Annotated in this window: 21 protein-coding genes and 1 tRNA gene; 11 read left to right on the forward strand and 11 right to left on the reverse strand. The window is 48.9% G+C overall.

What is annotated here, in order from left to right:
- Positions 1–68 precede the first annotated feature (68 nt).
- Both glgA and IQ260_RS08250 read right to left on the reverse strand, forming a co-directional pair.
- Positions 69–1,544 (reverse strand): glycogen synthase GlgA, encoded by a 1,476-nt coding sequence (glgA, locus tag IQ260_RS08245; RefSeq protein WP_193992547.1) that lies wholly within the window; start codon positions 1,542–1,544, stop codon positions 69–71.
- A gap of 247 nt (positions 1,545–1,791) precedes the next feature.
- Entirely contained in the window at positions 1,792–2,385 is a 594-nt protein-coding gene (locus IQ260_RS08250; protein WP_193992549.1) for a Uma2 family endonuclease, read from the reverse strand.
- A gap of 354 nt (positions 2,386–2,739) precedes the next feature.
- Here IQ260_RS08250 and IQ260_RS08255 point away from each other — a divergent pair, with 354 nt between their 5' ends.
- Positions 2,740–2,979 (forward strand): hypothetical protein, encoded by a 240-nt coding sequence (locus IQ260_RS08255; RefSeq protein WP_193992551.1) that lies wholly within the window; start codon positions 2,740–2,742, stop codon positions 2,977–2,979.
- 369 nt (positions 2,980–3,348) lie between these two features.
- Here IQ260_RS08255 and IQ260_RS08260 read toward each other — a convergent pair whose 3' ends face one another.
- The 4 genes from IQ260_RS08260 to IQ260_RS08275 all read right to left on the reverse strand — a co-directional run bounded on the left by IQ260_RS08260 (position 3,349) and on the right by IQ260_RS08275 (position 5,976).
- The gene (locus IQ260_RS08260) at positions 3,349–3,957 is read right to left on the reverse strand and encodes a hypothetical protein (protein WP_193992553.1); all 609 of its coding nucleotides are present in this window, start codon (positions 3,955–3,957) and stop codon (positions 3,349–3,351) included.
- Positions 3,958–4,259: 302 nt separating this feature from the next.
- On the reverse strand, positions 4,260–4,727 hold the full coding sequence (locus IQ260_RS08265) for a DUF3368 domain-containing protein (protein WP_193992555.1): 468 nt from the start codon (positions 4,725–4,727) through the stop codon (positions 4,260–4,262).
- Between the two features lie 23 nt (positions 4,728–4,750).
- Entirely contained in the window at positions 4,751–5,008 is a 258-nt protein-coding gene (locus tag IQ260_RS08270) for a UPF0175 family protein (RefSeq protein WP_193992558.1), read from the reverse strand.
- Between the two features lie 77 nt (positions 5,009–5,085).
- Complete coding sequence (locus IQ260_RS08275; RefSeq protein WP_193992560.1) at positions 5,086–5,976, reverse strand: alpha/beta fold hydrolase; 891 nt, start codon at positions 5,974–5,976, stop codon at positions 5,086–5,088.
- Positions 5,977–6,088: 112 nt separating this feature from the next.
- Here IQ260_RS08275 and IQ260_RS08280 point away from each other — a divergent pair, with 112 nt between their 5' ends.
- The 3 genes from IQ260_RS08280 (at position 6,089) to IQ260_RS08290 (ending at position 12,734) form a co-directional block, all read left to right on the forward strand.
- A complete protein-coding gene (locus IQ260_RS08280; protein ID WP_193992562.1) occupies positions 6,089–7,537 on the forward strand; it encodes a hypothetical protein in 1,449 nt (482 codons plus the stop codon).
- Between the two features lie 169 nt (positions 7,538–7,706).
- Complete coding sequence (gene recJ / locus IQ260_RS08285) at positions 7,707–10,856, forward strand: single-stranded-DNA-specific exonuclease RecJ (RefSeq protein ID WP_193992564.1); 3,150 nt, start codon at positions 7,707–7,709, stop codon at positions 10,854–10,856.
- Positions 10,857–11,579: 723 nt separating this feature from the next.
- Complete coding sequence (locus IQ260_RS08290; protein WP_193992566.1) at positions 11,580–12,734, forward strand: tetratricopeptide repeat protein; 1,155 nt, start codon at positions 11,580–11,582, stop codon at positions 12,732–12,734.
- 59 nt (positions 12,735–12,793) lie between these two features.
- Here IQ260_RS08290 and IQ260_RS08295 read toward each other — a convergent pair.
- Together IQ260_RS08295 and IQ260_RS08300 are read right to left on the reverse strand one after the other, a co-directional pair.
- Positions 12,794–12,866, reverse strand: a tRNA-Ala gene (locus IQ260_RS08295).
- A gap of 148 nt (positions 12,867–13,014) precedes the next feature.
- Positions 13,015–15,462 carry an NACHT domain-containing protein gene (locus IQ260_RS08300; RefSeq protein ID WP_228015724.1) on the reverse strand — a complete coding sequence of 816 codons (2,448 nt, stop codon included), beginning with the start codon at positions 15,460–15,462 and terminating at the stop codon, positions 13,015–13,017.
- Between the two features lie 459 nt (positions 15,463–15,921).
- Between IQ260_RS08300 and IQ260_RS08305 the strand changes: the two genes are divergently transcribed.
- From IQ260_RS08305 to recR, 5 genes are all read left to right on the forward strand, one after another.
- Entirely contained in the window at positions 15,922–16,185 is a 264-nt protein-coding gene (locus tag IQ260_RS08305) for an NfeD family protein (protein WP_193992570.1), read from the forward strand.
- A gap of 403 nt (positions 16,186–16,588) precedes the next feature.
- Entirely contained in the window at positions 16,589–16,918 is a 330-nt protein-coding gene (locus tag IQ260_RS31845; RefSeq protein WP_228015730.1) for an NfeD family protein, read from the forward strand.
- A 391-nt stretch (positions 16,919–17,309) separates the two neighbouring features.
- Positions 17,310–18,383 carry a RuBisCO accumulation factor 1 gene (locus IQ260_RS08315; RefSeq protein WP_193992574.1) on the forward strand — a complete coding sequence of 358 codons (1,074 nt, stop codon included), beginning with the start codon at positions 17,310–17,312 and terminating at the stop codon, positions 18,381–18,383.
- A 58-nt stretch (positions 18,384–18,441) separates the two neighbouring features.
- On the forward strand, positions 18,442–18,657 hold the full coding sequence (locus tag IQ260_RS08320; RefSeq protein WP_193992576.1) for a hypothetical protein: 216 nt from the start codon (positions 18,442–18,444) through the stop codon (positions 18,655–18,657).
- A gap of 15 nt (positions 18,658–18,672) precedes the next feature.
- Entirely contained in the window at positions 18,673–19,266 is a 594-nt protein-coding gene (gene recR / locus IQ260_RS08325) for a recombination mediator RecR (RefSeq protein WP_193992586.1), read from the forward strand.
- 18 nt (positions 19,267–19,284) lie between these two features.
- Here the strand turns inward: recR and IQ260_RS08330 are convergent, their stop codons facing one another.
- Positions 19,285–19,842: a response regulator gene (locus IQ260_RS08330; RefSeq protein WP_193992578.1), complete on the reverse strand. Its 558-nt coding sequence runs from the start codon at positions 19,840–19,842 to the stop codon at positions 19,285–19,287.
- Between the two features lie 351 nt (positions 19,843–20,193).
- Between IQ260_RS08330 and lipA the strand changes: the two genes are divergently transcribed.
- Entirely contained in the window at positions 20,194–21,105 is a 912-nt protein-coding gene (gene lipA / locus IQ260_RS08335) for a lipoyl synthase (RefSeq protein ID WP_193992580.1), read from the forward strand.
- 5 nt (positions 21,106–21,110) lie between these two features.
- Here lipA and IQ260_RS08340 read toward each other — a convergent pair whose 3' ends face one another.
- Positions 21,111–21,674, reverse strand: a complete 564-nt coding sequence (locus IQ260_RS08340) for a DUF3122 domain-containing protein (protein WP_193992582.1) — start codon at positions 21,672–21,674, stop codon at positions 21,111–21,113.
- 121 nt (positions 21,675–21,795) lie between these two features.
- The gene (locus tag IQ260_RS08345; RefSeq protein ID WP_193992584.1) at positions 21,796–23,499 is read right to left on the reverse strand and encodes a tetratricopeptide repeat protein; all 1,704 of its coding nucleotides are present in this window, start codon (positions 23,497–23,499) and stop codon (positions 21,796–21,798) included.
- Positions 23,500–23,659: 160 nt separating this feature from the next.
- Here IQ260_RS08345 and IQ260_RS08350 point away from each other — a divergent pair.
- Positions 23,660–24,753, forward strand: a 1,094-nt coding sequence (locus IQ260_RS08350; protein ID WP_228015728.1) for an MATE family efflux transporter, incomplete at its 3' end; no start/stop codon positions are given.

A 24,753-nucleotide genomic window follows, 5' to 3' on the forward strand; every position in this document is an offset into this window, starting at 1 on the left:
ATCAGTTCGTTGTCTCTCTCAGGGTGCCCAGGTGGATGCTTGGGGTTTATGTGGCTGTAGCTGCTGGCCTATCGATGGCGAATGCCATCGTATATCTTGATGTACTGCTCACCCGGAATGTTCCAGGAATAGTCGCAGGCCATCCCCTGACGCTGTAGCTGCTGAAACCCTCCACGGTCGGTGTACCACAGGTCAAGAGCCCGGTCTAGGGCGGTCTCTAGAGCGTAGTTATCGGACTGGTAGAACACATAACCATTACGCTTTTCAGGTGGTCTGCCTTCATCGTAGTCAATGTCAAAGACAGTATCCACCAGACCGCCGACGCCACGTACCACAGGCACAGTGCCATATTTAAAGCTAATCAGTTGAGTCAAACCGCAGGGCTCAAAGTTACTGGGGACCACCATGATGTCGGCTCCCGCATAAATCAGGTGAGATAGCTCTTCATCAAAACCTAGCTCCAAATGACAGTTGGGATTGTCATTTTGATGGGCCTTTTCATACTGGAAATGGTCATTGATGCTAGCGCTAGTTGCCGAACCCAGCAATACAAACTGAGCCCCTCGGTTAAGGGCCCGGTACATGGCATGGTGTACCAGGTGAACACCCTTTTGCTCATCCAGCCGCCCAATGAAGGCCACCAGGGGCCGATCATCATGGCCCAGCATCAGCCGCTCACGCAGGGCTTTCTTGTTGTAAAGCTTATTTTCTAGGGTGTCTGGTGTATACGCCTCAGATATATACTTATCAACCTTGGGATTCCACAGGTTATAGTCGATGCCGTTGAGCACGCCTTTAAACTTGTGCTGGTTAACATGGAGCGTATGGCCTAGCCCATAGCCAAAGTCACCGTGGTGGGCTTCCCAGGCATGGTGAGGAGACACCGTCGTGACCGCATTAGCGTAGGTAATGCCCCCCTTCATATAGTTCAGTGCAAAGGGGTTGAAATTGTCCTGCAGGCGCTCAGGACTAAAGTAATAGGGCGCCCGATTGAGGCCAGTGGCGTAGAGAACCTCGGTACCCGCATTGCCCTGGTGCTTAAAGTTATGGATGGTGTAGCATACACGCTGGTGCTCCATGCCGTGAAACTTGTAGATTTCAAACAGCATCACCGGGATTAACCCCGTCTGCCAGTCGTGGCAGTGGATCACATCGGGGCGCTTGTTGCTTTGCTGCAGAAACTCTAGGGCCGCCTTGCTAAAGAAGGCAAAACGCATGGGGTCATCATCGCAGCCATAGTACTTACCCCGGCGGAACCAGTTGTCCTTATCGTGGGGCTCAATAAAGAAGCATAGACGTCCATGCACCCAGCCGCAGAGAACATCGCAGAGAACCTCTGAACCATACCAGGGCACTTTGAGATCGCAGTAGGCATCATGCAGTCCCCAAATGTGGTCGTACCGCATGCAATCGTATTTTGGCAGAATTAGCTCTACCGTATGGCCGCGTAGCTCTAACTCACGACTGAGACCATAAACGACATCCCCTAAACCCCCGGCTTTAATCACCGGAGCGCATTCGGAGGCGATTTGTACGATATACATGCTTACCCCTTGCTGCTGAATAAAAATGGATTTTTAATGTATGTGCGCTATTTAGCGTCGAACAAATGCACTAGGCATTAATTCCTATTAAAACGTCATTGTATAGAAATATGAAGCGTTCTGCAGCTTCTATCTGACGGATTTTGATATGAAAATGTTATATGGCATCAGTCAGACTGGGTGAGAAATTTCGAATGGAATATGCATCGTGTTTCTGGAGTATTTATTTGTGATAGGTGTGGATGAATTACTTGTTCAAAACGGTCTGGGCAGTGATAGCTAGGGCTGGGAAAATAGATGACTCGATTGTTTGTTGGCCCGTATAAGTTTTTTCTTGGTAAGTGCCGTTTATTAGGGTAAGGACAGCTACCTGTGCACGGTGTGGATCAATCACCCAATATTCTGGAATCCCCCAGTCTTGGTACTGCTGACGTTTCCATTCGTAATCGCGACGATAGTTGTTACTGCTGGGACTGCCAGGGCTGACGATTTCTGCAATAAATTGGGGTGATGGATCGCCGATTAACAAGGCGGTTTTATTTAGCAGGTTTTGAAGCGTTAGGTGTTCGGCTCTGAGGATAACTAGGTCGGGATGACGGGACTGACGGTTATCGCCGACGGGGTTGACCTGCATGGTGAGGACATGGGCAACGATGAGCGTAGGATCTACAAAAGATTCAAGCTTGGCTGTGAGCAGTTTGACCAAGAGGTTATTGATCCAGGCCTCGTTTGGCACTTCTATCAGCTCTCCGTTACTCAGTAAGTCGTATCGAGTATCTGAACCATCATCGTGGTCTAGATACTCAGCAAAGGTCATGGATTTTGCCTTGGCCTGGGTCATGGGCCTCATCGCCTGGGGTGCTTTGTTTAGTCTAGCGGGTGTGGCTAGAGAGTAGAGAATTGCTTCAGCGTTACGGTACGTTTTGGGGTGTTACCGATTCTGACGGGTGCTTGACGAATGCCCAAAACCCGGTCTAGAGTTACTCAATGCTGTCTCGGCAGCAGTTTGACTGGAACCTAATACTTGGCACCATCGGCAGGTGTTCGCACCACCCGCCGATGGCTACCCACGGATTTCGAAGCAATCCACGGGATTGGGTTATTGTGCCCTACCCCCTGCGATTTGTCATGGCTTTTTGTGGGGGCTAGGGTTAGGTTCTGGCTTTCCTTTACGTTTCATCGGAGAACCAGACCCATGTTTCAAGCTCCAAAGACGGGCGCAGCTGCGCCGACAGTTCAGTCTGGCTTTTTGCCAGAGCATGACTATGAGTCCGGACGGCACCTGCTGTTTGGCAGTTTGAGCTTTGTGCAGACCAGCATTAAGCAGATGCACAAGTGTAACTACGCCGAAGCCAACGACTGGAGCCGCCCGTTACCGACGGGCCAACCCAACGAGGTAATGGCGATTTTGATTAAACGAGTGCGGGTTGATTAGGGGCTTCCCGGTGGTGGTGGTGGGTAATCCATAGAGTGGTCAATGGCGCGGCGGTTGGCTGTGGGGTTACCCACCCTACGGAGGGCTGGGTTTATCATGGTTAAAGTACAAGGTTTCTAAACGTGCTCCACCTTGATGGGCTGCGTAGCCGATGCTAGTATTCATTAGATCACTAGGCGCTGCCACACCACGGTGTCCTTTCTAGCGGACAACCCTCAGTTAGCGCTGACGTTTCAACTCAGCGCGGGCTTCGGCTACACGACCCATCTCAGTGCAAGTATGAGACGAATAAACGGGCAGATATTTGTAAGACGTTGCTGCCAGCGATTGGGGCGTTATTTTTATTGTGAGCTTTAGCAAATATCCCAGCTACCTACCCTGTGAAACGGCTATCGGCGATTTACACTTAGCAAATAACCGTTTGGCCGGGCTGACTTCTGCATCAGAATAAACGTATATTTTGAGTGTTTTCAAGGGAAGCCCAATTTCCATCCAATGCCTAGCAGCTGCAATGATTGGAGGAAGCATGGTTTCAATTGGGTAGCCTTGAGACCCCGATGCAACAATTGGCATAGCTGCTGTTTGAATGTAGGGTTCACCACCGATAAAGGGAGCCAATGCTCGGAAAATATCACCTACGCTATCAGGTGCATAGCTCCGTTCGGCAGGCTCAAAACAAAGAATACGATTGAATCGCAAGCCTGGATGCTCGGCGATAAATGGATGAGATAACCAACACGAGAAAGCAGCCCGTAAATCAATCGCTTTATTCTGAGACAGATTATAAACAGAAAGCCCCTTAGCTGCTAGTGCACCAATAAGAGACTTCGGTGTGGGTAAACATTCGCCTCGAAATGCAGAAACAATTAACAGATCAACCGCATCTTGAGGTGCAAGCTGGGTTAAATCTCCTTGATGCAGCTCAATCCGTTGAGTATCTTTACCACTGTTAATGCTGATTACATCGATAAGAGCCATTGGGATTACCTCTCAACTCGGACAATATTTCTATTTTGACTCTCTAAATTACCGAGGAATAGTAGTTAACTGGGTATTGGTGTGTGTACGTTGTTTCAGTCGGCTGGTATGTCTCAAAGCAGTCGGTTACAGAGAGCCTTATCAAGTTTTGTACATCCTTTCTGATGAATGTGCCATCCCACTATGTTGGAATTCACCAAATCTTTTTATGTGTGCTTTTCTGATGGTTCTTGGGGGTGGTGGGTAACGGACGTTTTGGTGAGCTGCGATCGCTATGGTTGAGGGGGTACCCACTCTACGGGCTATCTGTAGCGTTTTACTAAATCATCCAACAAACGTGGTGATACGCGAAACGACGTGCGTTTCAGAGCCTCAATGGCAGCTACAAAGTCAATTAATCCCTGTTGGTCCGCTGTAGCAAGCACACCCAAAAGCCCTATAACATTGAGCTTTCGTTGGGAGGCTATTTTTCGAGCAGGTTTATCATCGAGAATCATGAGATTAGCACCCAGTGTTTCTGCGAGTGAGATCGCATCCCGCTCCCCTGGATCCAAATCTTGTAAATCATCTGGTTCTTCTACGGAGCAGATCGTTAGCCATCCAGGTGGTTGCGTAATCCATGCCCGCACAGCATCAGGTGCGCCACTGTCGCTTAACTCTAACTGAACCCGTTCTGGGATAAAAACCTGTTTATACAGCTGAGGGAGAACATCGATAAAACCGATTAAAACCAAATAACAGAGTGGAGAAGTATCAGCAACAACAATCATTAAACCTGTTATTGACTAGCCAGTTAAAGACGTTGAAGCGTAGCTAAATCCTGTTCAAAATCTTCCATATCATAGGGAATATCAATGCCGCGCTCCACTAAAAATTCTTCCGCTTCCCAGCGGGATTCCATGTTCAGTAGTTCCGCCACCTTAACTAAACCGATAATACCCTCACGATATGCTTCAATTACAGCAAATTCCAATAGCTTTTTTTCGACACTACCCCACTTCAACGTAAGTGCGTCTGCAAATTCATCGGGTATTGCCAATTGGATATTCATATCAGCTTTCTGGATGGCAGGACAGCTATAGAATCTACCCTTATCGTAGCATTACCCTATAAAATTGACCGCTACCCCTATTTAACGATATGGCTCAGAGTCCAATCCCTAATAAGGGGATTCACCAATTCAGGTCGATCGTCGTGAGGACAATGGCCTGCTTCTAGAAAGTGTTCTTCGATGTTGTTGTAATACTTTCTAAATAGCTCACTGCGCTGTTCGCAGTTCATCCAAGGGTCTTTGGTACCCCACAACAACAATAAGGGACGCTCTAACTGTGACAACAACACATCCACCCGCTCTCCTCTTGGAGCTTTGAACAAGGCGGCAAAGGCGGCTGGGGCATCGCGTTCTGTTGCTGGACGATAAATATTCTCGATCAGCTCTTCGGTGACGGCTTCTTTGTTAACGTATACCTGGGTGAGTGTCTTGCGAATATAAGATTTGTTGCGCACAAACTGAAACACAAACCAGCTGGGAATGGGGCTGAGAATAATATTTTTGATCAGCTCGCCCATGGCGTTCTTAAACGGGCTGGGCTCCTGCGTCGGCAGCTGATCCTTAAATGAGCCCACACCATTTAATAAGACCGCACCCTTGACCCACTGGGGCCGCGTGGCGGCGGTAAACAAACAGCTATAGCCACCGATGGAGTTACCGGCAATCACCGCTGGACGACCCATCACCTGTTCGATAAAGTCGCTGAGCTGGTCGCGCCATAAATCGGAGCTATAGCCACTAGACGGCTTTGATGAGCGACCAAAGCCAATCAGGTCGATGGCCCAGACCTCAAAGTCCTGCTGTAGCTCGGCGATATTTCTAGTCCAGTGGTCGGTGGAAGCACCAAACCCATGCACCAACAGCAGCGGTGGTCTGTCTGGCCGGGGCTCACCAGCTTGCACGTAGTAGACGCTATAGTCACGCCAGGTCCAGAGGGTGCCAGTGGCGGGAGCTGCTGCAAGGGTCATAATCAGTGTGGGGTTGTAACATTTCGTAACTTTCTTAAGTCTATCGTGGGTTACACATCCTTGCTGCGGCAGGCCGCTAGTCTAGAATCGTGTGTGCTGTGCTGCTCTTGCTATGACATCAATTCGTTCTCGGTCTACCCGTCGTCGTACGTTTAAGCTGTGGTTTGAACGGTTGATGGTTGCGATCGCAACCGCCAACCTCCTCCTAGTCTTCTTTGACCTCAGCTACATTCGTTTTCGCGATCAGTACCTCAGGGTCTTGCCCCAGCCCACTACCTGGTACGGCGAAACGTTTAAAGGCATTGAACCCCATCGGGTCACCGCAGCGTATCTGGAAAACGTGGACAAGCTGCAGGCTATTTTAGAAGCCGAGGGGCTAGAATCTCCGGCTGCTGAGCAACAGCTGAGGGTACTCCAAGAAAGCAGCGTCACCATTGTCGATGAGGACCCGTTTGCTGTGGCGAATAAGTCTGGTACCCTGGAGCGGATTAAGCAGGCTATTCGCGATCGCACCGGTCAAGAAAACTCCTCTAAAGACGCCTTTCGCACCTTCTGGAGTCAGGCCTATCTGCAGCAAGGCTGGTCCGAGGAACTCGACTTTTTCGACACGCAAATTCGACCCAGAATCGAGACCAACTACTGGCGGGGCATTGGCTTTAACGGACTGCCCCTCGACCGTTTTTGGCTGATCGACCTGCCGTTTATCGCCCTGTTTGCCGCTGAGTTTCTAGCACGCACGCTTTACCTGAGCCGTCGCCATGCCAACACCACCTGGCTAGATGCCATGCTGTGGCGCCTTTATGACGTCACCCTATTGTTACCGTTCTGGCGCTGGCTACGTGTCATCCCCGTGGTGATCCGCTCCAATCAGGCCCAGCTGTCTCACCTGGATCCCATACAGGGACGCATTAATCGTATTTTGATCAGTCAGTTTGCCGTTGAATTAACGGAAGTCGTCTTTCTACGGATGATTGACCAAGCGCAAAACCTGATCAAAGAAGGTCAAATTAGCCGCTGGGTGTTTGAACTCACCAGCCAGCAAGGCTACATCGATCTCAATGATGTCAACGAGGTAGAAACCATCGCGCAGAAAATTAGTGACATTGTTGTGAATAAAGTACTGCCTGAGATCAAACCGGACATTGATGCCGTCCTCAGCCATACCGTTACAGGCGCACTGGCTCAGGCCCCGGCCTATCAAGGGTTAAAGCTGCTGCCAGGCTTTACCAATATTTCCACCCAGATCACCCAGCAAATCTCAGCAGAGGTTTCCAAAAATCTCTACAGCGCCCTCCAACAAGCCCTAGCCGACGAGCAGGGCGCTGCTTTAATGACCAAGCTGATTGATAGCTTTGGGAAAAATCTACGTAACGAAATGCGTCAGGGCAATACCCTAGATGAGCTGCAAACCCTGCTCGACGATCTACTCGAAGAAGTCAAAGTCAACTATGTCGAGCGCATTGCCGAGCATGACGTAGAAACCAGACGAGCCGATACCTACCGGCTCTACAGCACCACCCAAAAAGCCCGACCAACACCGGCCAAAATAGTAGGACGATAACCCCTGATGCTGAATAGTTCAAAAGAACTATATTAAGAGTATGAAGTCTGCTAGCCCCCCTTCACTCAAAAACCGCCTTCACCTAGACTGCTAAGGATATTTCTGGTGTGGAAGCTACCAGCTATTTACACCCCCCAACTCCCAAACAACGACTGGCCTATTCTGTATCTTGACCGAGCCCGCTGCTACATCCACGACTCAGCCATCCGCTGCCGCTGCCCGAATTCCTCAGCAGCGGTGGCAGATTTTTCCACCCCAGCAGCAGCAGGCGCAGCGGATGGCGACGGTCACCCAGCTATCGCCTCTGATTGCACAGGTTCTGATCAATCGAGGTATTCAAACCCCTGAGCAAGCATGGCTATATTTAGATCCCGAAACCCAGCAGCTGCCCTCACCGCTAGATGAGTTTCCCGATCTGGCCCAAAGCGTGGCTGTTCTCTTGGCTGCCATAGAACAGGGACAAAAAATCGCCATCTGTGGTGACTATGATGCCGATGGCATGACCAGCACGGCGCTGCTGCTGCGGGCACTGTGGCATTTGGGGGCCAATGCCCATTACGCCATTCCTAGCCGGATGCAAGAAGGGTACGGCATCAACACCCGCATTGTGGAAGATTTCCATGCCGACGGCGTTAGCCTGATCCTGACGGTGGACAACGGCATTGCTGCCTATGAACCCATTGCCAGGGCTGTGGAGCTAGGCCTAACGGTGATTATTACCGACCACCACGACTTGCCAGAACAGCTGCCCCCAGCCCAGGCGATCCTAAATCCAAAACTGTTACCGACGAGTTCTCCCTACTATGGTGTGGCAGGGGTGGGGGTGGCTTACATTCTGGCGGTGTGCCTGGCCCAGGCGCTCAATCGCACCCAGGACCTGACGGCCTCCTTGCTGGAGTTATTTACCTTGGGGACCATTGCGGATTTGGCTCCCTTGGTCGGGGTGAATCGTCGCTGGGTAAGGCGCGGATTAAAGCTATTGCCTAAGTCGCGTATTCCAGGTGTGCAAGCGCTGATCGAAGTGGCCGGATTAGACCAGGGTAAAAAGGCACTGAAGCCCGAGGCGATCGGATTTCGCCTCGGGCCACGGATAAATGCGGTGGGGCGGATCGCTGACCCGCAAATTGTGATCGATATGCTGACTACGGAAGATGTGGGTATGGCGCTGCAGCGAGCCATGCAGTGTGAAGAGACCAACACCCTGCGTCAGCGCATGTGTGAGCTGATTGAAACCCAGGCAGTGACCTGGTGTGAGGAGCAACAAGCCCAGGGAAAGCTCAATTTACAAGCAGAGCGAGTGCTGGTGGTGGTGCAGCCCGACTGGCACCACGGCGTAATCGGGATTGTGGCCTCGCGTTTGGTGGAACGCTATGGGGTGCCTGTGTTTATCGGTACCTACGAGGACAAAGACAAAACAGAAATTCGGGGTTCGGCCCGAGGGATTCCTGAATTTAATGTGTTTGAGGCCCTGCAGGCCTGTGATGACCTGTTGGATAAATATGGGGGGCACCGAGCGGCAGGCGGGTTTTCCTTTGCGGCGCGAAATCTGCGTCAGGTGAGCGCTCGGCTGAGTCATTTTGCCTGTCAGCAGCTGCAGCCCGACTATTTAAAGCCGCTGATTACGGTGGATGCCCAGGCGGCTCTAGCGGATATCAGTTTTACCCTCTATGGACAAATCGATCATCTCCATCCCTGTGGCATTCAAAACAATGAGCCTGTTTTTTGGACCCCCATGGTGAATGTGGTGGAGCAACGCATCATTGGTAAAGATCGTAAGCATCTAAAGCTGACGTTGGCCCATACTGATCCCGCCACAGGCCAGGTGACGTCTCTCAAGGCTGTGGCGTGGCGCTGGGCAGAACACCATCCGCTGCCACATCAGTTGGATATTGCTTACAAAATCCGCTTAAACGAATGGCAAGGCCGACAGTCGGTGGAGCTAGAACTGGTGGGTGTCAAACTAGCTAATCCTGATTTGACGGTGGGTTCTATTCCGCCCTGGTCTGTAGAGAGTAAGAGGGTGACGAGTTCTCTACTAGATGGGGAAAATCCAGAACTGTCCACCGTTAAGGATCAGAGTCCAAAGGTGGCTGAGGCCCCTCCCCTTGCGGAGGGGATGCTATCTGAGCCAGTGCATGAAGGAACGGAGACGGTCGGTCCAGCTACCCATGCGGAATTTTTCTATGGTAAACGCCGCTATGTCAGCACCGTTGAGCAGGGGAATACCTCTCAGGAACTAAAGATTCGCAGTGAAACCGGGCAATGGCTGGTGGTCCAGCTGGCCCAGCGGCGCGGCGTTGTGTATGGGGCTGGTGAAACGCCAGAGGTGGTGGATTTATCGGATAGCCATTATTTTAATTTGCTCAGGGCGGGGTTAAATGCTTTAGAACTCAAGCAAAAGACCAGTGCGCTGATCCACAAGGATGAGCTGCTCGCTGAAAAGGATGAGCTGCTCGCTGAAAAGGATAGTCAGATTGCGACATTAAACCAGCAGATTCAGATATTAGAGGATAAAATTACCCAGCTGTCTGTGGAAAAGCAACGGGCCTTTCAAGAGCTACAAACTGAGCTGCAGCATCAGCAGGTTGCGATCGCAGATCAAGAAGCCCATATTGTGCAGTTACAGACTCAAGGACCCCATCGGGAAGACGTACCACCGACAGACCCAGGCGATATCAAGCAAGCGGTTCGTGCCGACCTGGGAGACAGCGTTTGGTTCTGCATCCAAGCAGACTCCCAAAAGGATTTCTGTGCGGCCTATCGCAATGCCCATAGGCTCCAGTTTGATGGGGCCGATCCCGACATTGCTGACTATTCCGAAGCCGGGATCCGTCTGAGCTTAGCGGTGGAGCGTGAGGTGATGCAGCCGTTCTTTAGCGATCTTTATGATTTTGTGCGATTGGAGGGCATGACGGCAATGGGAGGCGTTGAGCTAGGGCTTCACCAGAGCCATACGCTAAGTATGATGCCTGCCCTTTTATCGGACCAGTGGCGAACGCTGAAACGAGACGTCTTGAACCGGCCAGAAACAGTGCCCGAAAACCAGCTATATCTTACCTGCCAGCGATCCCACAGTCTGAGTGCTCGCGATCTCGACCTGCTACTTGAGTTTTTTGAACAGTGGGAGCATCCGATGGCAGCTTGCTTCAGGGATCAAGGTAAACAGGCTGCCGCGCGTCTTGATCAGATCAGCTGTCTGCAAACTATTGCTGCCCACAGAGATAGCTTTTTGTACAAGTGGCATTACACTCTGCTACGCCAACTCGTAGTGGGAAGCTCAACGCAACGTGGATTATTTCGGCAAATTTACGGAGGATAACGAGGGGTCTCAATGACAATGGGGTTAGCGTCCTGTGGATAACTTCAAAGCTTCTCAAGGCTACAGATAGAGAGGCTTTGCTAGAAATATAAAGATAGCTAAAATTTTTGAAGTTCAATATTCTGAGCACTTTCAGCTCTTTAAGCCATCTGAGAGTCTTATCATAGATCGCGAACGATAGTGAATGCTCTTTTCAAACTTTTTGAATTTTCCACAAGTTTTCCACAGAGTTTTCCACAGGTTATTAGGGTTTTCCACAAGGTTGGATAATGCGCTGCTATCGTCAGTAATTTGCTAGAAAAATAATATCTACGTATGACCCCGCATGATGCATGTCTGGGGATCAGACTAGAGGGTGGTGTGGACAGTGCCCAAATCCTGATAAAAGAATACTTTTCGCGTTCTTCCAAAGATTTCCTGAGATTTCGTGACAATATCAGTCCCCTTTCGGTGGCCTAATAGTCAGTCTAACGGAGCAACTAGCTACGGAAGAATGTCGGGATCACAAAGCAAACTGGGGACCCTGAACCTATGTGTCAACATACACAGATAGGTATTGCGATATACAAACGGATTGTAGGCTACAAGTCAATGGGCATCTGATTTTGTCATGGGTTGTGGTGCAATTAAGATCCGGGGTATTTCCGGCCTCTATACTTAAGATTTGTATAACTAGTTAGTGACTATTCTGCGTGCTGCTGCCGTGTAAATACATAGATACCCATGATTAGTGGTCAAGTTATTGATACTGCGAATGTTAGTGGCTTATCCCATGAACAAGGTGACCGCTATCGGTTGGAACTCAAGATTTGCGATCGCGTTATCAATCGCTACCCCTATCATTACCAAGCCTGGAACTACCGCAGTTACTTATTAGCCAGTATCGGTCAATACGAAGCTGCCGCCGAAAGCTATCGTCATACCCTATCCCTAAAATCAACAGAGCATCGCGTATGGTGTAACTACGGTGCTGTGCTAGAAAAACTAGAGATCTTGGATGAAGCCTACAGGTGCTACGGCCAGGCGCTAAAACAAGCGCCCCATTACTTTAAAGCCCAGTATCGTCAGAGTAAAAACCTACATCGTCGGGCACTGTATGATGAAGCAGTTGTGAGTTACGAGCAAGCGATTCAGTTGCAACCTGACTTTTATAAGGTTTGGTACTATCGCGGTAAAGCACTGTTACAGCTCAGCCGCCCAGAGCAAGCCATTGCCAGTTTCGAAAAAGCAGTCGAACTCTACGATGGCGACAGTAAAATTTGGATGATTTTAGGCCGTACACTCTTACAAGTGCACCAGCCTCAAGATGCATTAAGAGCCCTCAATCATGCCATTCATATCGATCCTCACAGTGCCAGTGTCTGGAGCTATCAGGCAGCTGCCCTCAAAGCCTTAGGTAGTTTGGAAGATGCGCTTACCAGTCTTGAAAAGTCGGTGACGCTAGAGCCCAATAATTCTCGACATTGGCACTTTCGTGGGCTAGTACTGCTAGAACTCAACCAGCTTAAGGCTGCCGAAGAGAGCTTTACCACATCTCTAAAAATTCAGGCGTATAACCATCAAGGGTGGTTAGCGATGGGGTGGACGCTACAAAAAATGGGGGATTACAGACGGGCTATCGAAGCCTACGATAAGTCCCTGGCCATTGAGCCGGATCAGCCGTTTGCTTTTTATAATCAGGCCCGCTGCCATGCCCGTTTGGGACAAGATACATGGGCGGTGGAGCATCTGCGTCGGGCGATGTCTCTAGATCCTGCTATCTATACTGAACGAGCCTATGCGGATCCGCTGCTGCAGACCATTTTGCAGGATATGGAAGATGATGACAGTGGCGACGAGCTAGAAGAAATCGAGCTGATTGCCTTTGATTCTAAATAGATATGTAGGGCTGATACGCTCACCCCGCACGCTTATCCACGGGGCAAACAGATTGTAAATGGAGCTAAGCGGGCTCGAACCGCTGACCCCCTGCATGCCATGCAGGTGCTCTACCAGCTGAGCTATAGCCCCATGGGTCTAATTCATAATCTCGTGCTAAGGGGCTACCGTCAAGGGATAGCACCGGATTTTTTGCGATCGCTGCACCTTGGCTAGATCCTCTAGATACCCGTACCGAAACTGGGCAAAATGCTAGGGAACTGCCTAGATGAACCTCATACTACCTGAGGGCAGTTGGGGCTTCATCTAGACACTGATCCTCACGTTGACTTGAAGGGAAGGTTGATAGAGAGCTTGTTTCATCTTCATCTTTATCAATAGGTAGGAGAGTGCTTGAATTGATTTCTTCGCGGACTTCGCGACTGACATAGCAGTCTCCGCTGAGGCAGATGGATAGCAATTTATTGACGTCATAATATTCTTTTAGGGATTTTATTTCACTTTCCGAAAAACCCCAGTCATGGCCAATGTTTCTATAACGTATGATCATATCTCTGAAATCATTGCTCCACCTTTGACCATTCTCAATCCACCATTCATCAGAGACTTTAGTTTTAGAAGGAAGCTCTTGTTTCAAACTAATTAAATGCTCTTTTAGATTGGTAGCCATATTCCGTGCAATACATTGGCGTATTAGGGACAGAATATCTTTGTGTTCTTTCAAGAGATCAAATGCTTCTTCATGTAAATTGTTTTGTATAAAAATGCTAGAAATTAGTACGGTGAATAATTCCGAATCTAAAATAAAATCCTTGCTTTTTGTTTGTGTTTTTATTGTCTTATGTTTAATGACTAAATTAAAGTAAAAAACTTGACCAATAGCTTTTAAGTTGCTGATTTTTTTCTTGCTTTTAATTGCAGAAGATTTTTGATCTAACCAATCAAGAAATGAATCTATTTTTTGGTTTTCTTTTACTATCTTGTCAATTTCATGCTTGATGAGTCGAATTAAATAGTCTGCATTTGGCAACATACATGAGACAAGTGAAAATACTTCTTGCCACCTATAGTCATTAATATGAATAGCTAGCGATCTTAGAACATTCTGCTGTTCTTCGGGATCTAGGGTCTTAACTATTTTAAGACTAACAAAATATTCGTGAAATGTTCTATGGGAAAAAGAGAAGATGTCCTTTGCTACTGCAGTAATTAGCCCATGTTGGGCAATCATTGAATCTAGTACTGAATTGCAGTCGGGTTCTAATTCTTCAGGCGCACTGATAGATCTAGGCAAGTTATAAATGTACTCTCTAATTTGATTCTCTATTGTTTTTCTTTTGAATAGGCCCTCATCTTTTTCAAAAGTAGCATAGGCTATTTTACTGAGGAGGTCTTCTTTTTTGTTTTTTGATAGTTTTCTATACGTTTCAGGTCTTTCTACTGCCCTACTAACATCCCATTTTCTGAGTAAGACATCTAATCCTTCTTGATATAGCTCAGCCTGATTTTTTGGGAATTCTTCGGAATCCTCAAAAACCATACATAACAATGTCAGGAGTAAAGGATTTGTTGCGATCTCGCTAATTTCCTCATCCTTTCTAATGCGATTGATAAACTTTTCTGTTTTTTGAGGAGACTTTTTGGTTGCAAACCAATTGCGTGAAAATGTACCGATCTGCTCTTCTGTAAATTCACAAACTTCTGCTTCTAAAAAGCTCTCAAATTTATACTCGCTGGCAGCTAAGCGGCATGTAATTATGAACCTATTCTTGCTATAAGTATGCGATATTTCTTGAATCAGTCGGATAACTCGGTTAAAATTTTCTTTTCGAACTTCATCTAGACCATCAAAGAGAAATAAAATTTTAGCCTCTCTTAAAAGAAGCTCAAAGCTTTCTCTATTTACCTCACAATTTAGTAACTCATTGGCTATATACTCTTTGAGTCCTATTTGATCATCTTGATTCTGAAAATCCTTCAAGGAGACGAAGACTGGAACATAGCCGGGGATGATTTCTGATTTATTAACAAAGACTGCGACATACTTTAAGAATGTTGTTTTTCCTGCTCCGGGACGTCCAAGAAGTATGAGCTTCGGATAGTTTTTAACGAGCTTGACCCCTGATAACTTAGTACCTTCTAGTAATCTTGCTATATTAAGCTTAGTGTCATTGTCTGGTTTGATTTCTTGGACTATTTTTACTAGCTCTGACAGTTCTATACGCCTTTTTGATAATATTTGCTTGGTGATTTTTACTTCTGTAAAAATATCTTCAACTTCAATGGGCTTGCTCATATCAAGAATTTGCATAGACCCACATTTTGCATTAATGAGTTCTTGAGTTTTTTCCTGAGTTTCTTGTACTAAGCTGTCTATTGCGCTATCAACCAGTTTGGATACTTTTTTGTCAGAAGGATGATCCCTCTGATACATGTCTAGCACTTTGAAAAATAATATCTTTGCCTTTCCAGGGGTATTGCCAGAAGGGATATTGAATATTTTGTAAACCTTGGTCATGCGAGAGCTATATCGCTCTCTCGATATGTTTAAGATTTTAGCTACTACTAAGTCTGATAGCTCGATGTTTGCTAGGCGTTCTACAAAGGCTTCTTTCTGTAACGGGGTAAGATGTTTTTGATCAGCAATCAACTCAAGATAAGAGCGTGGTATGGAAGGCATGTTCAGGAACTCAGATGTCTCATCCACCGTTATAACACCATATTCCATTGAGGTAGTATTGGGCAGAGTGGATACGGATATGTCCTAAAGAAAGGCTGTAAGGGCCTTTGAACAAGCTCGCTGGCATAACGCTATTCTTTTGCGGTGCATATTGCTCTTGTATGCTACGTGTATACTATTCAGAGCTTTTCGTGCAAAATATTTGGTCAATGTAAGCGAATGTAAGCACATGTAAGCAGTGTAAGCATCGGATTCAACAAGTACGTCAGCGATAAATGTGCGAGGCTTGATATTAATGAGTTCCTGATGGTCATTGCAATATTTTGAGGCTTATGGATAAAGAGGCAAATTATATGCGCCCTTTTGAAGGCCTCCAGCCCTGTAGTGATATTTAGTTGGCTAGAGAGTTATTCCGCTTCGTTTACTACCCTAATCTGAATCAGGTATATGTCTCATTTCATAGAACAGCACTCAAACGGTGAGGTTACTTACCTCCATCGAGAATTTATGGCACCGACCATTATTAGTACGCTTGCTACAAAAGGTTACTTTAGTGAGTTTCGACCATCTCATATACCAACCGTGAACAGCAGCGTTGAAGAATTTGGCATGGTTTACACAGAAATTACTCCTCGTAAAAAGGGGATAGTCAGATTTAAGCACGCTTGGTGGTTTGCGTTGTCGAATGACAATATGACCATTGATCCAGGTCAGAACGTCCGTGTTATAGAATTACACGGTTCTACGTTGTTGGTTGAATTCTGCCACTGAAAAAACGTTGGTTCGATTAATACTCATTTGAGATTAAGGCACAGGTTAATAAGAGAATAGACCGAAAAAAGTTTGTTCCTTATATGCTTGTTCACAGTATCTGAGGTCATCTCTATGTCAGATGAGCCCTAATCTATATCAATTTTTTGGTGGTTCTTTGAAGAGTAGCTCTGATAAATAGGCACAATATGACAACACAGTTGACAGCTAAGACAGTTTTTGTTGCATCACCATAGCCTTATCTCATAAGTTCCTGATGACGATCTGAAATATTTGCATGCAGCTCGAAGGCAAACAGTATTGTTTCCATGTGTTTCCTTTGAACGTCTATCCTGTAGCAAATTCTGATCCGCTAGAGCAGTTATCTCGCTTGCTGTGCTCACTACTAATCAGGCTTGCAGTTATGACTCTTTTAACAAAGCAGTATTCATGTGATGCGACTATTTGGTCACATCATCAGGTTTCAGTACTCACTCTTCTTAGTAAGATTGTTCTGGAAACTTACTTCAAAGGATTTCAAAGATCTCATATATCACCTGTAAACAGTTATCTCGGGGGTGTTGGTGTGGCTTATGCCGAAATTACCTCTTGGAAAAGAGGCCGAATTAGACTGAATGGTTCTTGGTGGTTTGCTCGATCAAATAGCAATATGACTATTTTGCCTGGGCAAAAAGTTCGGGCTACAGGCCGTCAGAGCAATACGCTCTTAGTCGAGCTATCACGGTACAGTTGACATAGAGAGAGTAGCTTTGCGGCCTTTATATTCGATGCATTGGTTGGATGTTCCTAATATTTCTACTTCGCAATCTGAATATTCGAGGTTTAAATGCAATTCTCTCTTGATGTTTATGTGTAAGGATGCTCTTCTCGTAAGAGAATTCTTGCAAGTTTGTTCACTTTCAGCCATATTGTCTATTCTTTGAGTGTTGCGTATTTGCTGGGCTGCAACTTTAAAAATCGCTTACAGTGCCGTGGAAACGTAGCACTCGAATGAATCAATCAGTAGAGTAATTCTTCAGTTCAGAGTGGGCAGCAGATTTTATCCTAAAAAAAGTTAGTAGGTCTTGTGCGGTAACCAGCTATCCGCGATAGAGTCGAAAGACACTTTTCGTCGAATGCTTACAATGACCACCCCTGCTCACGATTCCCCCCCGACAGATACAGAGGCTTTGCTTCTGCAGCTGCGTCGTAAAGAAGGTAATTGGGTTGATTGGGCGACAGCCTGCCAAACGTTGCAAAAGTCTGGCATGACACCCCAGGCTATTTTTGAAGGGACTGGATTTGAGCACATCCAGCAGAACCAAATTATTGTAGCGGGTCAGGTATATCAATCCATTGCCGGTGGGGCTGTATCAGATACTGTACTAGAGCACTTTTCTAAAAAGGGCAGTGACTCTCTCTACGAGCTACGCATTTTGTCCAAGGACGATCGGGCCAAGGCGGTGCAGTTTATCTATGACCAGGGTTTGGACTCTGAGCAGGTGCGGGATATTGCTAAAGCGCTAAAGGAATTTTCGTATCGTAGTCAGCCACCTGAGGGCTTTACCGATCATCCAGGGGATGCGGTAGCTTTTTCCTATTGGGCGTTGGCGCGGCAGAAGTCGGATCTGCAGGAGCGATCGCGACTGATTGCCCAAGGCTTACGCTTTGCCCACAGTCCGGCAGCCCGAGCAACGATTGAGAAATTGCTCACTGACTTTGCGGTAGTCAAAGCAAAACCGATACCTCGGCTACCTCTCTTTCGCATAGAGACGGATATGGATATGCCCTATGTGGTGCCTATGGTGGGACAGGGGCCGGTTTCTGTGGCTGATTTTCAGGCTGTTTCTACGATGGAGCCAGAGGGAGCCTTTGGTGTGGTCAAGTCATCGGGGCCACAGGCTTGGGTACCTGTGCCCGGTTGGCAGGTGTTGACGAAAGCGCGCGATGCGATCGCAGTTCTCATCCCCTTCAATACCTTACCCAATCAAACCAATAGCAATGTTTCAGAAATAGTGCTGGTGATCGTAGACCGACAGCAGCAGACCTGGGATGACAGCAGCTACTTTATGGTAGGTGATAATGACGGACAGCTAGTTATGCAGTGGTTTGACACTGAACCCAGTACGTCATTATTAGGGCGAGTGCTAGTGATTGTACGACCCAAGAAAGTTTTGGATGAAGACTATACTCAGGAGCTTTGGCAGATTGATGAATAGCTACTGCTAAGGTGCAAACTTACAAAAGGCACCCAACAATCCATCAATAGGAGGACCTATGGCCCTAGAACGTCGATTATCACGGGCAATGTTTGAGGCCACCGAAATGGTAGAGCTACGTCAGATTTGCTTTACCCCAGGCCGTGTATTTGAACCAGGGAAATACATTACTGGCGATTTACCCGATGTTGCCTTCACCATGGGTCTGGTGGAAAAGCTGCCCCCAGTGCGCGGTAAAAGTGAAGAAATTGCAGAGCCGACTGAAGAAGAATAGGAAGGAGTTGGGACTATCTATACACGTCCGTTAGCTAAATTAATCGAAGAATTTCAGCGCTTGCCAGGGGTAGGCCCTAAAACAGCCCAGCGGTTGGCGCTTCATGTTCTCAAGCGGCCTGAAACTGAAGTGCGAGCCCTGGCCCAGGCCCTGGTAGACGCCAAGCAGCAGGTGGGCCAGTGCTCCATCTGTTTTCACCTCTCAGCGGATCCCGTGTGCGATATCTGTCGCTCTACCCGACGGGATAACCAAACCATTTGTGTCGTGGCTGATTCCCGTGATGTCATTGCCATTGAGCGGACGCGAGAATTTAAGGGCAAGTACCATGTTCTAGGAGGCTTGATTTCACCCATGGATGGTATTGGTCCAGAGCAGCTAAATATCGGTCAGCTGGTGCATCGAGTCAATAAGGACGATATTACGGAAGTCATTTTGGCCATCAGCCCCAGCATTGAGGGCGATACCACCACCCTATACGTGGGCCAGCTGGTCCAGCCGTTTACTAGAGTCACTCGCATTGCCTTTGGTTTACCCATGGGCGGCGATTTAGAATATGCCGACGAAGTGACCCTAGCCAGAGCCCTAGAAGGTCGACAGGCCCTTGGTTAGAAAGGGGTGCTGTCTGTCCTACCGCAGCTTTTGCTTGATAAAGGCCAAGATCTTTGATGTTTGGTTTTTTAGGGCGGCTACTTCCTTTTGCAGGGTGGCAACCTGTTGCTTGAGGGCCGCAATCTCTTCAGCACTGTCTCCGGTAGCACCTCCGGCGGCAGCAGGAGCGGTGGCAGCGGTGGTTACAGGACGAGCCTTGCGGGCTTTGACCATAGAAGCCTTGATGGCTTCAATCAGTTCCTTTTGCTCAAAAGGTTTCTGAATAAATTCAAAATAGTCAAAGGGGCCTGGAATTTTTTCAGTAACTTCTTCTCGACGGCCAGACATCAGCACGAGGGGAATTTTTTGTAGCTCGGGGGAGGCCTGGATCGCATGAAATACTTCCAACCCACTCATGCGCGGCAGTAAAAAATCCAGCATGATCAAATTGGGTTTCTGGTTGCGGATGGCATCTAGACCCTCAACCCCGTCGGTGGCTTCAATCACCTCAAAGTTACCCTGGGGCAACATATCCCGGACGCGCATGCGAATGACCCGGCTATCGTCGATAACTAAAATCTTATGACTGGCTGCCACGACTGAACTCCTAATAGATAGCTACAGTTTAGGTGAAGGGGCGCTGCTGTGCTCTTAACTCAGCAATATCAGCAACGGTGTGTAAAACAAGGTTGCCCAAGTTGGCAACGGTGATAGGCTGACACTCTAAATAGTTTCTAAGGGATAAGGATTTTGTAAGATCCAAGAATTATGTCTGCAGAGGCGTTCCATGGAACGCCTGTACGGTAAAAAGTAGGCCATAATTAAATTTTCGTTTCTAAGAATCATATAGGATCAAAAAAGCAATAAAACGCGCTGTTATAAAGTCACCCCAGTGTCTATACTCGCGTCACGCCGAGGATTCCCGGCCCTAGAAACGCTGATTGTGTCATGGAAAGTTTATCTCAAATGAGTTCCGGCAGTGCTGTGAGACCTGAGATTGTGCAGCTACCTGATTGGCTGAGGCGACCCATTGGTCGAGCCAGTGAGCTGTCGACGGTCCAAAAAATTATTAAACAGCGGCAAATTCACACGATTTGTGAAGAGGGGCGGTGTCCGAATCGGAGTGAGTGTTACGCCCAGAAGACCGCCTCCTTTTTGTTGATGGGGCCTACCTGTACCCGTGCCTGTGCCTTTTGTCAGGTGGATAAGGGCCATGCGCCGATGCCCCTGGATCCAGAAGAGCCGCAAAAGGTGGCGGAGTCGGTGCAGCTGCTAGGTCTCAAGTACGTGGTGCTCACATCGGTGGCACGGGATGATTTGCCGGATCAGGGGGCGGGCTGGTTTGTGGCGACTATGACGGCGATTCGGGCGGCCAATCCAGATACCCAGATTGAGCTGCTCACGCCGGATTTTTGGGGAGGCCCGCATCCTGAGGTGCAACAGCGCCAGCGGCTGGCTACGGTGGTGGCGGCCAGACCTGCTTGTTTTAACCACAATGTGGAAACGGTGGAGCGCTTGCAAGATCCGGTACGGCGCGGTGCGAAGTATCGACGTTCTCTGGAGGTGCTGCGCTATGTTAAGGAGCTGGATCCGGCGATTCCGACTAAGTCCGGTCTGATGTTGGGCCACGGCGAAACCGAAGACGAACTGGTGGCGGCGATGAAGGATTTACGGACAGCGGGGTGCGATCGCATCACCCTAGGTCAATATATGCGCCCCTCTCTAGCCCACTTGCCAGTACAGCGATATTGGACACCCGCAGAGTTTGATCATCTAGGCGACATTGCCCGTGATTTAGGATTTTCCCAGGTGCGTTCGGGACCGTTGGTGCGCAGTTCGTACCATGCAGGCGAAGAATAGGGCGGCTATTCTGCGGTTTCGGCTGTGGGTTGGGTGATGGTTTGAGCCGCCAAATCAAGCCATTCTTGAACGGCATAGGGGGGCACGATAATCTCGCTGGGTGCTTGGCCCTGGAGCGGGACGACCAGGGTAAGGGGAATTGCTTTTTTTAGATCAGTGATTACCTCAGCGACATCGTATTGGTTGGTGTTGCTGGGTAGAGCGGGTGTGGGTGGATCCAGTTTAGGCTGGGCCTGCCACTGTAGTGATGTGCCGGTGTCGATTAGTAAGGTCTTTTGAGGGGCGACGTCAACGACGCCGGGAAACCCCACTAGTCTTAGATAAAGACCGTCTAGTCCATCGGGGCGATAGCGTTTGAATAGGATTGCCTGCCATGAACGGTCGTTGCGATCGCGCAGGCTTTGTTGCGATCGCAGCGTCGTCTGACCCGGACGCTCATGGTAAACATGCACCGATGCCAGCACGCTGGGTGTGTTGAGAAATATGCTCAGCACCAGACTGAGCATAATCATGCTGAGAAGACGCCTGCCGAGAACACAGCGCGAAACACTAACCAACCGGTGAATCATTAATAGATCTATCCAACCATCCAAACTATTTCTTTTATCAGGATAGATCGAGGACCCGGTTAGAGCAGCGGCTGATGCTCCACCGGATCCCCTCACACCAGAGGTTATCTATAGCGTTGACCTAAAGCTTACGCAGTGCATCTAAAACAATCCGATAGCGTTCCGCCTCGTTATTGGTCAGGTATAAACTCCCGGCCTTTTCCAAGTCTGCTTCTGCTCCACCCGTATTCCCTAACAGGGCATTGGTAATGCCGCGATAGTAAAACGCATCGGGGTCAAAAACATCAGCCGCAATCACCCGAGAAAAATCAGCGTAGGCTTCCTGGTAGTTGCCATTTTCGTAGTGGGTGCGACCCCGACTAGAATAGGCATCCCAGTAGGTGGGCTCTAGATCAAGGGCGGTGCTGTAGTCGCCGATGGCGCTAAACCCATCCCCTAAATTAGCAAAGGCATCGCCGCGCCCTTTATAGGATGGAGCATGGCCAGGATCCAACGCTAAAGCTGCCGTAAAGTCTGCGATCGCGGCCTGCTGATCGTTTAGCAGCAGATAGGCGCTACCGCGTCTGTAGTGAGCTTCGGCAGAACCAGGGGACAGCTCCAGCATCCGACTAAAGTCGCTGATCGCTGACGCTGAATTACCCGATGCGGCATACACCTGTCCCCGCACAAGATAGGCGCTGGCATAGCCTGGTTCTAAGCTAATGACCTGATTGAGATCGGCCAGCGCAGCCTGGGGACGGCCTTGGGCCATCAGCACAAAGCTGCGGTTGTAGTAAGCTTCCACATTGGTGTTATCCAGGGCGATGGCCTGGTTGAAATCGTTCAGGGCGGCGGTAGTCGAGCCCAGACGATAGTGGGCCACACCTCGGTTGAGATACGCTTCGGTATAGTCTTCCTGGAGGGTGATGGCTTGGGTAAAGTCGCTGACCGCTAGCTCTAAATTGTTGAGAGCTTTGAAAATTAATCCCCGGTGGAAGTAAGCGAAGGCATTATTGGGGTCTAGCCGCACCGCTTCATTGAGATCTTCTAAAGCGGTTTGTTGATTGCCTTGTTCAGAGGCGATTAGACCGCGATAGATGTAGGCGGTAGCCGCCGTTGAACTAGTGGCTGTGGCTAAGGTCGGCTCGGTGGCAATAGCCTGGTTCAAATCGTCTAAGGCACGCTGTGAATTCTGCAGGTCATAATACAGAATGCCGCGATTGAGATAGGCGACGCTATAAGTGGGATCAATGCTGATGGCCTGGTTATAGCTGTTTAAGGCTGCGGATGTGTTTTCTAACCTGGCAAAGGCCGCACCGCGAAACAAATAAGCCGGTGCATAGGCCGCATTAAGGTCAATCGCCAGATTAAATTCTGCGATCGCGGCTTCATCATTGCCTTCACGGTAAAACTCTACGCCAGCGTTGAACCGTTCTACATAGCTGGGGGTCTCGGTAGCTGTATCATCGGTGGATTCGGCAGGCGGCTCGATAACGGTTTCGGGAAGATCGGTGGGGGCGTCGTCTACTACGTCGTCATCTAAAAAGATGTCATCTTCTACGGGATCGTCCTCTAGGAAAATACCGTCTTCGCGCAGCAGGTCTTCTGGAAAGACAGGTTCGACAAACGTGGGCTGGGCTTCCGTGGGTTCTGCGGGCTCTGCGGGCTGAGTGTCTATGGGCTGGGCATCAGGAATCGTGTCAGGCTCTGACTCTAGAAAGATCACACCCTCACCAAAGTCTTCAGCTTCGGTCGTGCTGATGACTTGGGCCATGCTAGCGGTGGCTGTACCACCTAGGAAAGCAACGGTACCCAAAAGTATGAACGCAACCCGATTCGTTTTCATGCCTATCCCCATATTGTTGTGTATTTACTAAAACTTACCCAGAGTGAGAACTAGAGTTTCCGCCAGACCGCTGGCAATGTCTACTCGCTAAACATCTAAAGTTGTCATTTTAGGGGCTAATGCCCAGGATGGATGTGATCTTGGACTGGGGGGCCGGTCAATGGGTGGTCAATGGCCGGTCAATGGGCGACCCATGGGTGGCAATTGCGATAGAGGTGCTATGGAACGAGTGTTGTCTAGAAAAGTGTGGCTGCGAGGATTTGGGCGGCTTGCGATCGCAAACATCATATCTAACCTGATGGTCCCCCTGGCGGGCCTAATTGACACGGCGTTTCTAGGTCATCTAGACGATATTCGCCATCTGGCGGGCGTAGCCCTGACAGCCGTGTTGTTTAACTTTATCTACTGGAGCTTTGGCTTTTTGCGCATGGGGACCACCGGGCTGATGGCCCAGGCCGCTGGGCGCAACGATCGCTCGGAGCAGTGGCGAGTGGGGCTGCGAGGGTTGAGTGTGGCCCTGGTGTGTGGGCTGGCCATTGTGCTGTTGCAGCACCCACTACGACTGGTGGGGTTTGCCATCCTCCAGGCTGATGCCGATGTATTGGAGGCCGGTTTAGCGTTTTATCAAGGCCGCATTTGGGGCGCGCCAGCGGTACTGGTCAACTATGTGCTGCTGGGCTGGTTTTTGGGTCTGGGCTATGGCCGCCGCGTATTGGTCTGGGCGGTAATTGGCAATGGAGCCAATATCCTGCTCGACTATTGGATGATTGTGCGGCTGGGGTGGGATAGCTATGGGGCTGGGTTAGCAACAGCCCTTAGCCAATACACCATGCTGTTGGTGGGGCTGGTGCTATTGGTGCGATCGGTGTCGTGGGGCCAAGTGTGGCAGCAGCGGTGGAGCCTATGGTCTCGAGGTGCCCTAAAAGATCTGTTCCGCCTCAATCGCGACATTATGGTACGCACGTGGGCCTTGCTCCTGAGCTTTGGGCTATTTACCAATCTCAGTGGCGGTATGGGGACTGAAATCCTGGCGGTGAATACATTGCTCCTACAGGCGCTAACGCTGACCAGTCATTTTTTAGATGGTATTGCCTTTGCCACGGAAACCTATGCTGGCAAGTTTTATAGCCAGGGCGATCGCTCAAAATTGCTGGCGTTGGTCAGATTAGGGGGTGGTGTGAGTGTGGGGTTAGGCGTGGGCGTTGCGATCGCGTTTGTCGCCTTCCCTCAGTTTCTTTTTGCACTCCTCACCGA

Source organism: Leptolyngbya cf. ectocarpi LEGE 11479 (assembly GCF_015207065.1).
Lineage (GTDB): Bacteria > Cyanobacteriota > Cyanobacteriia > Phormidesmidales > Phormidesmidaceae > Leptothoe > Leptothoe ectocarpi.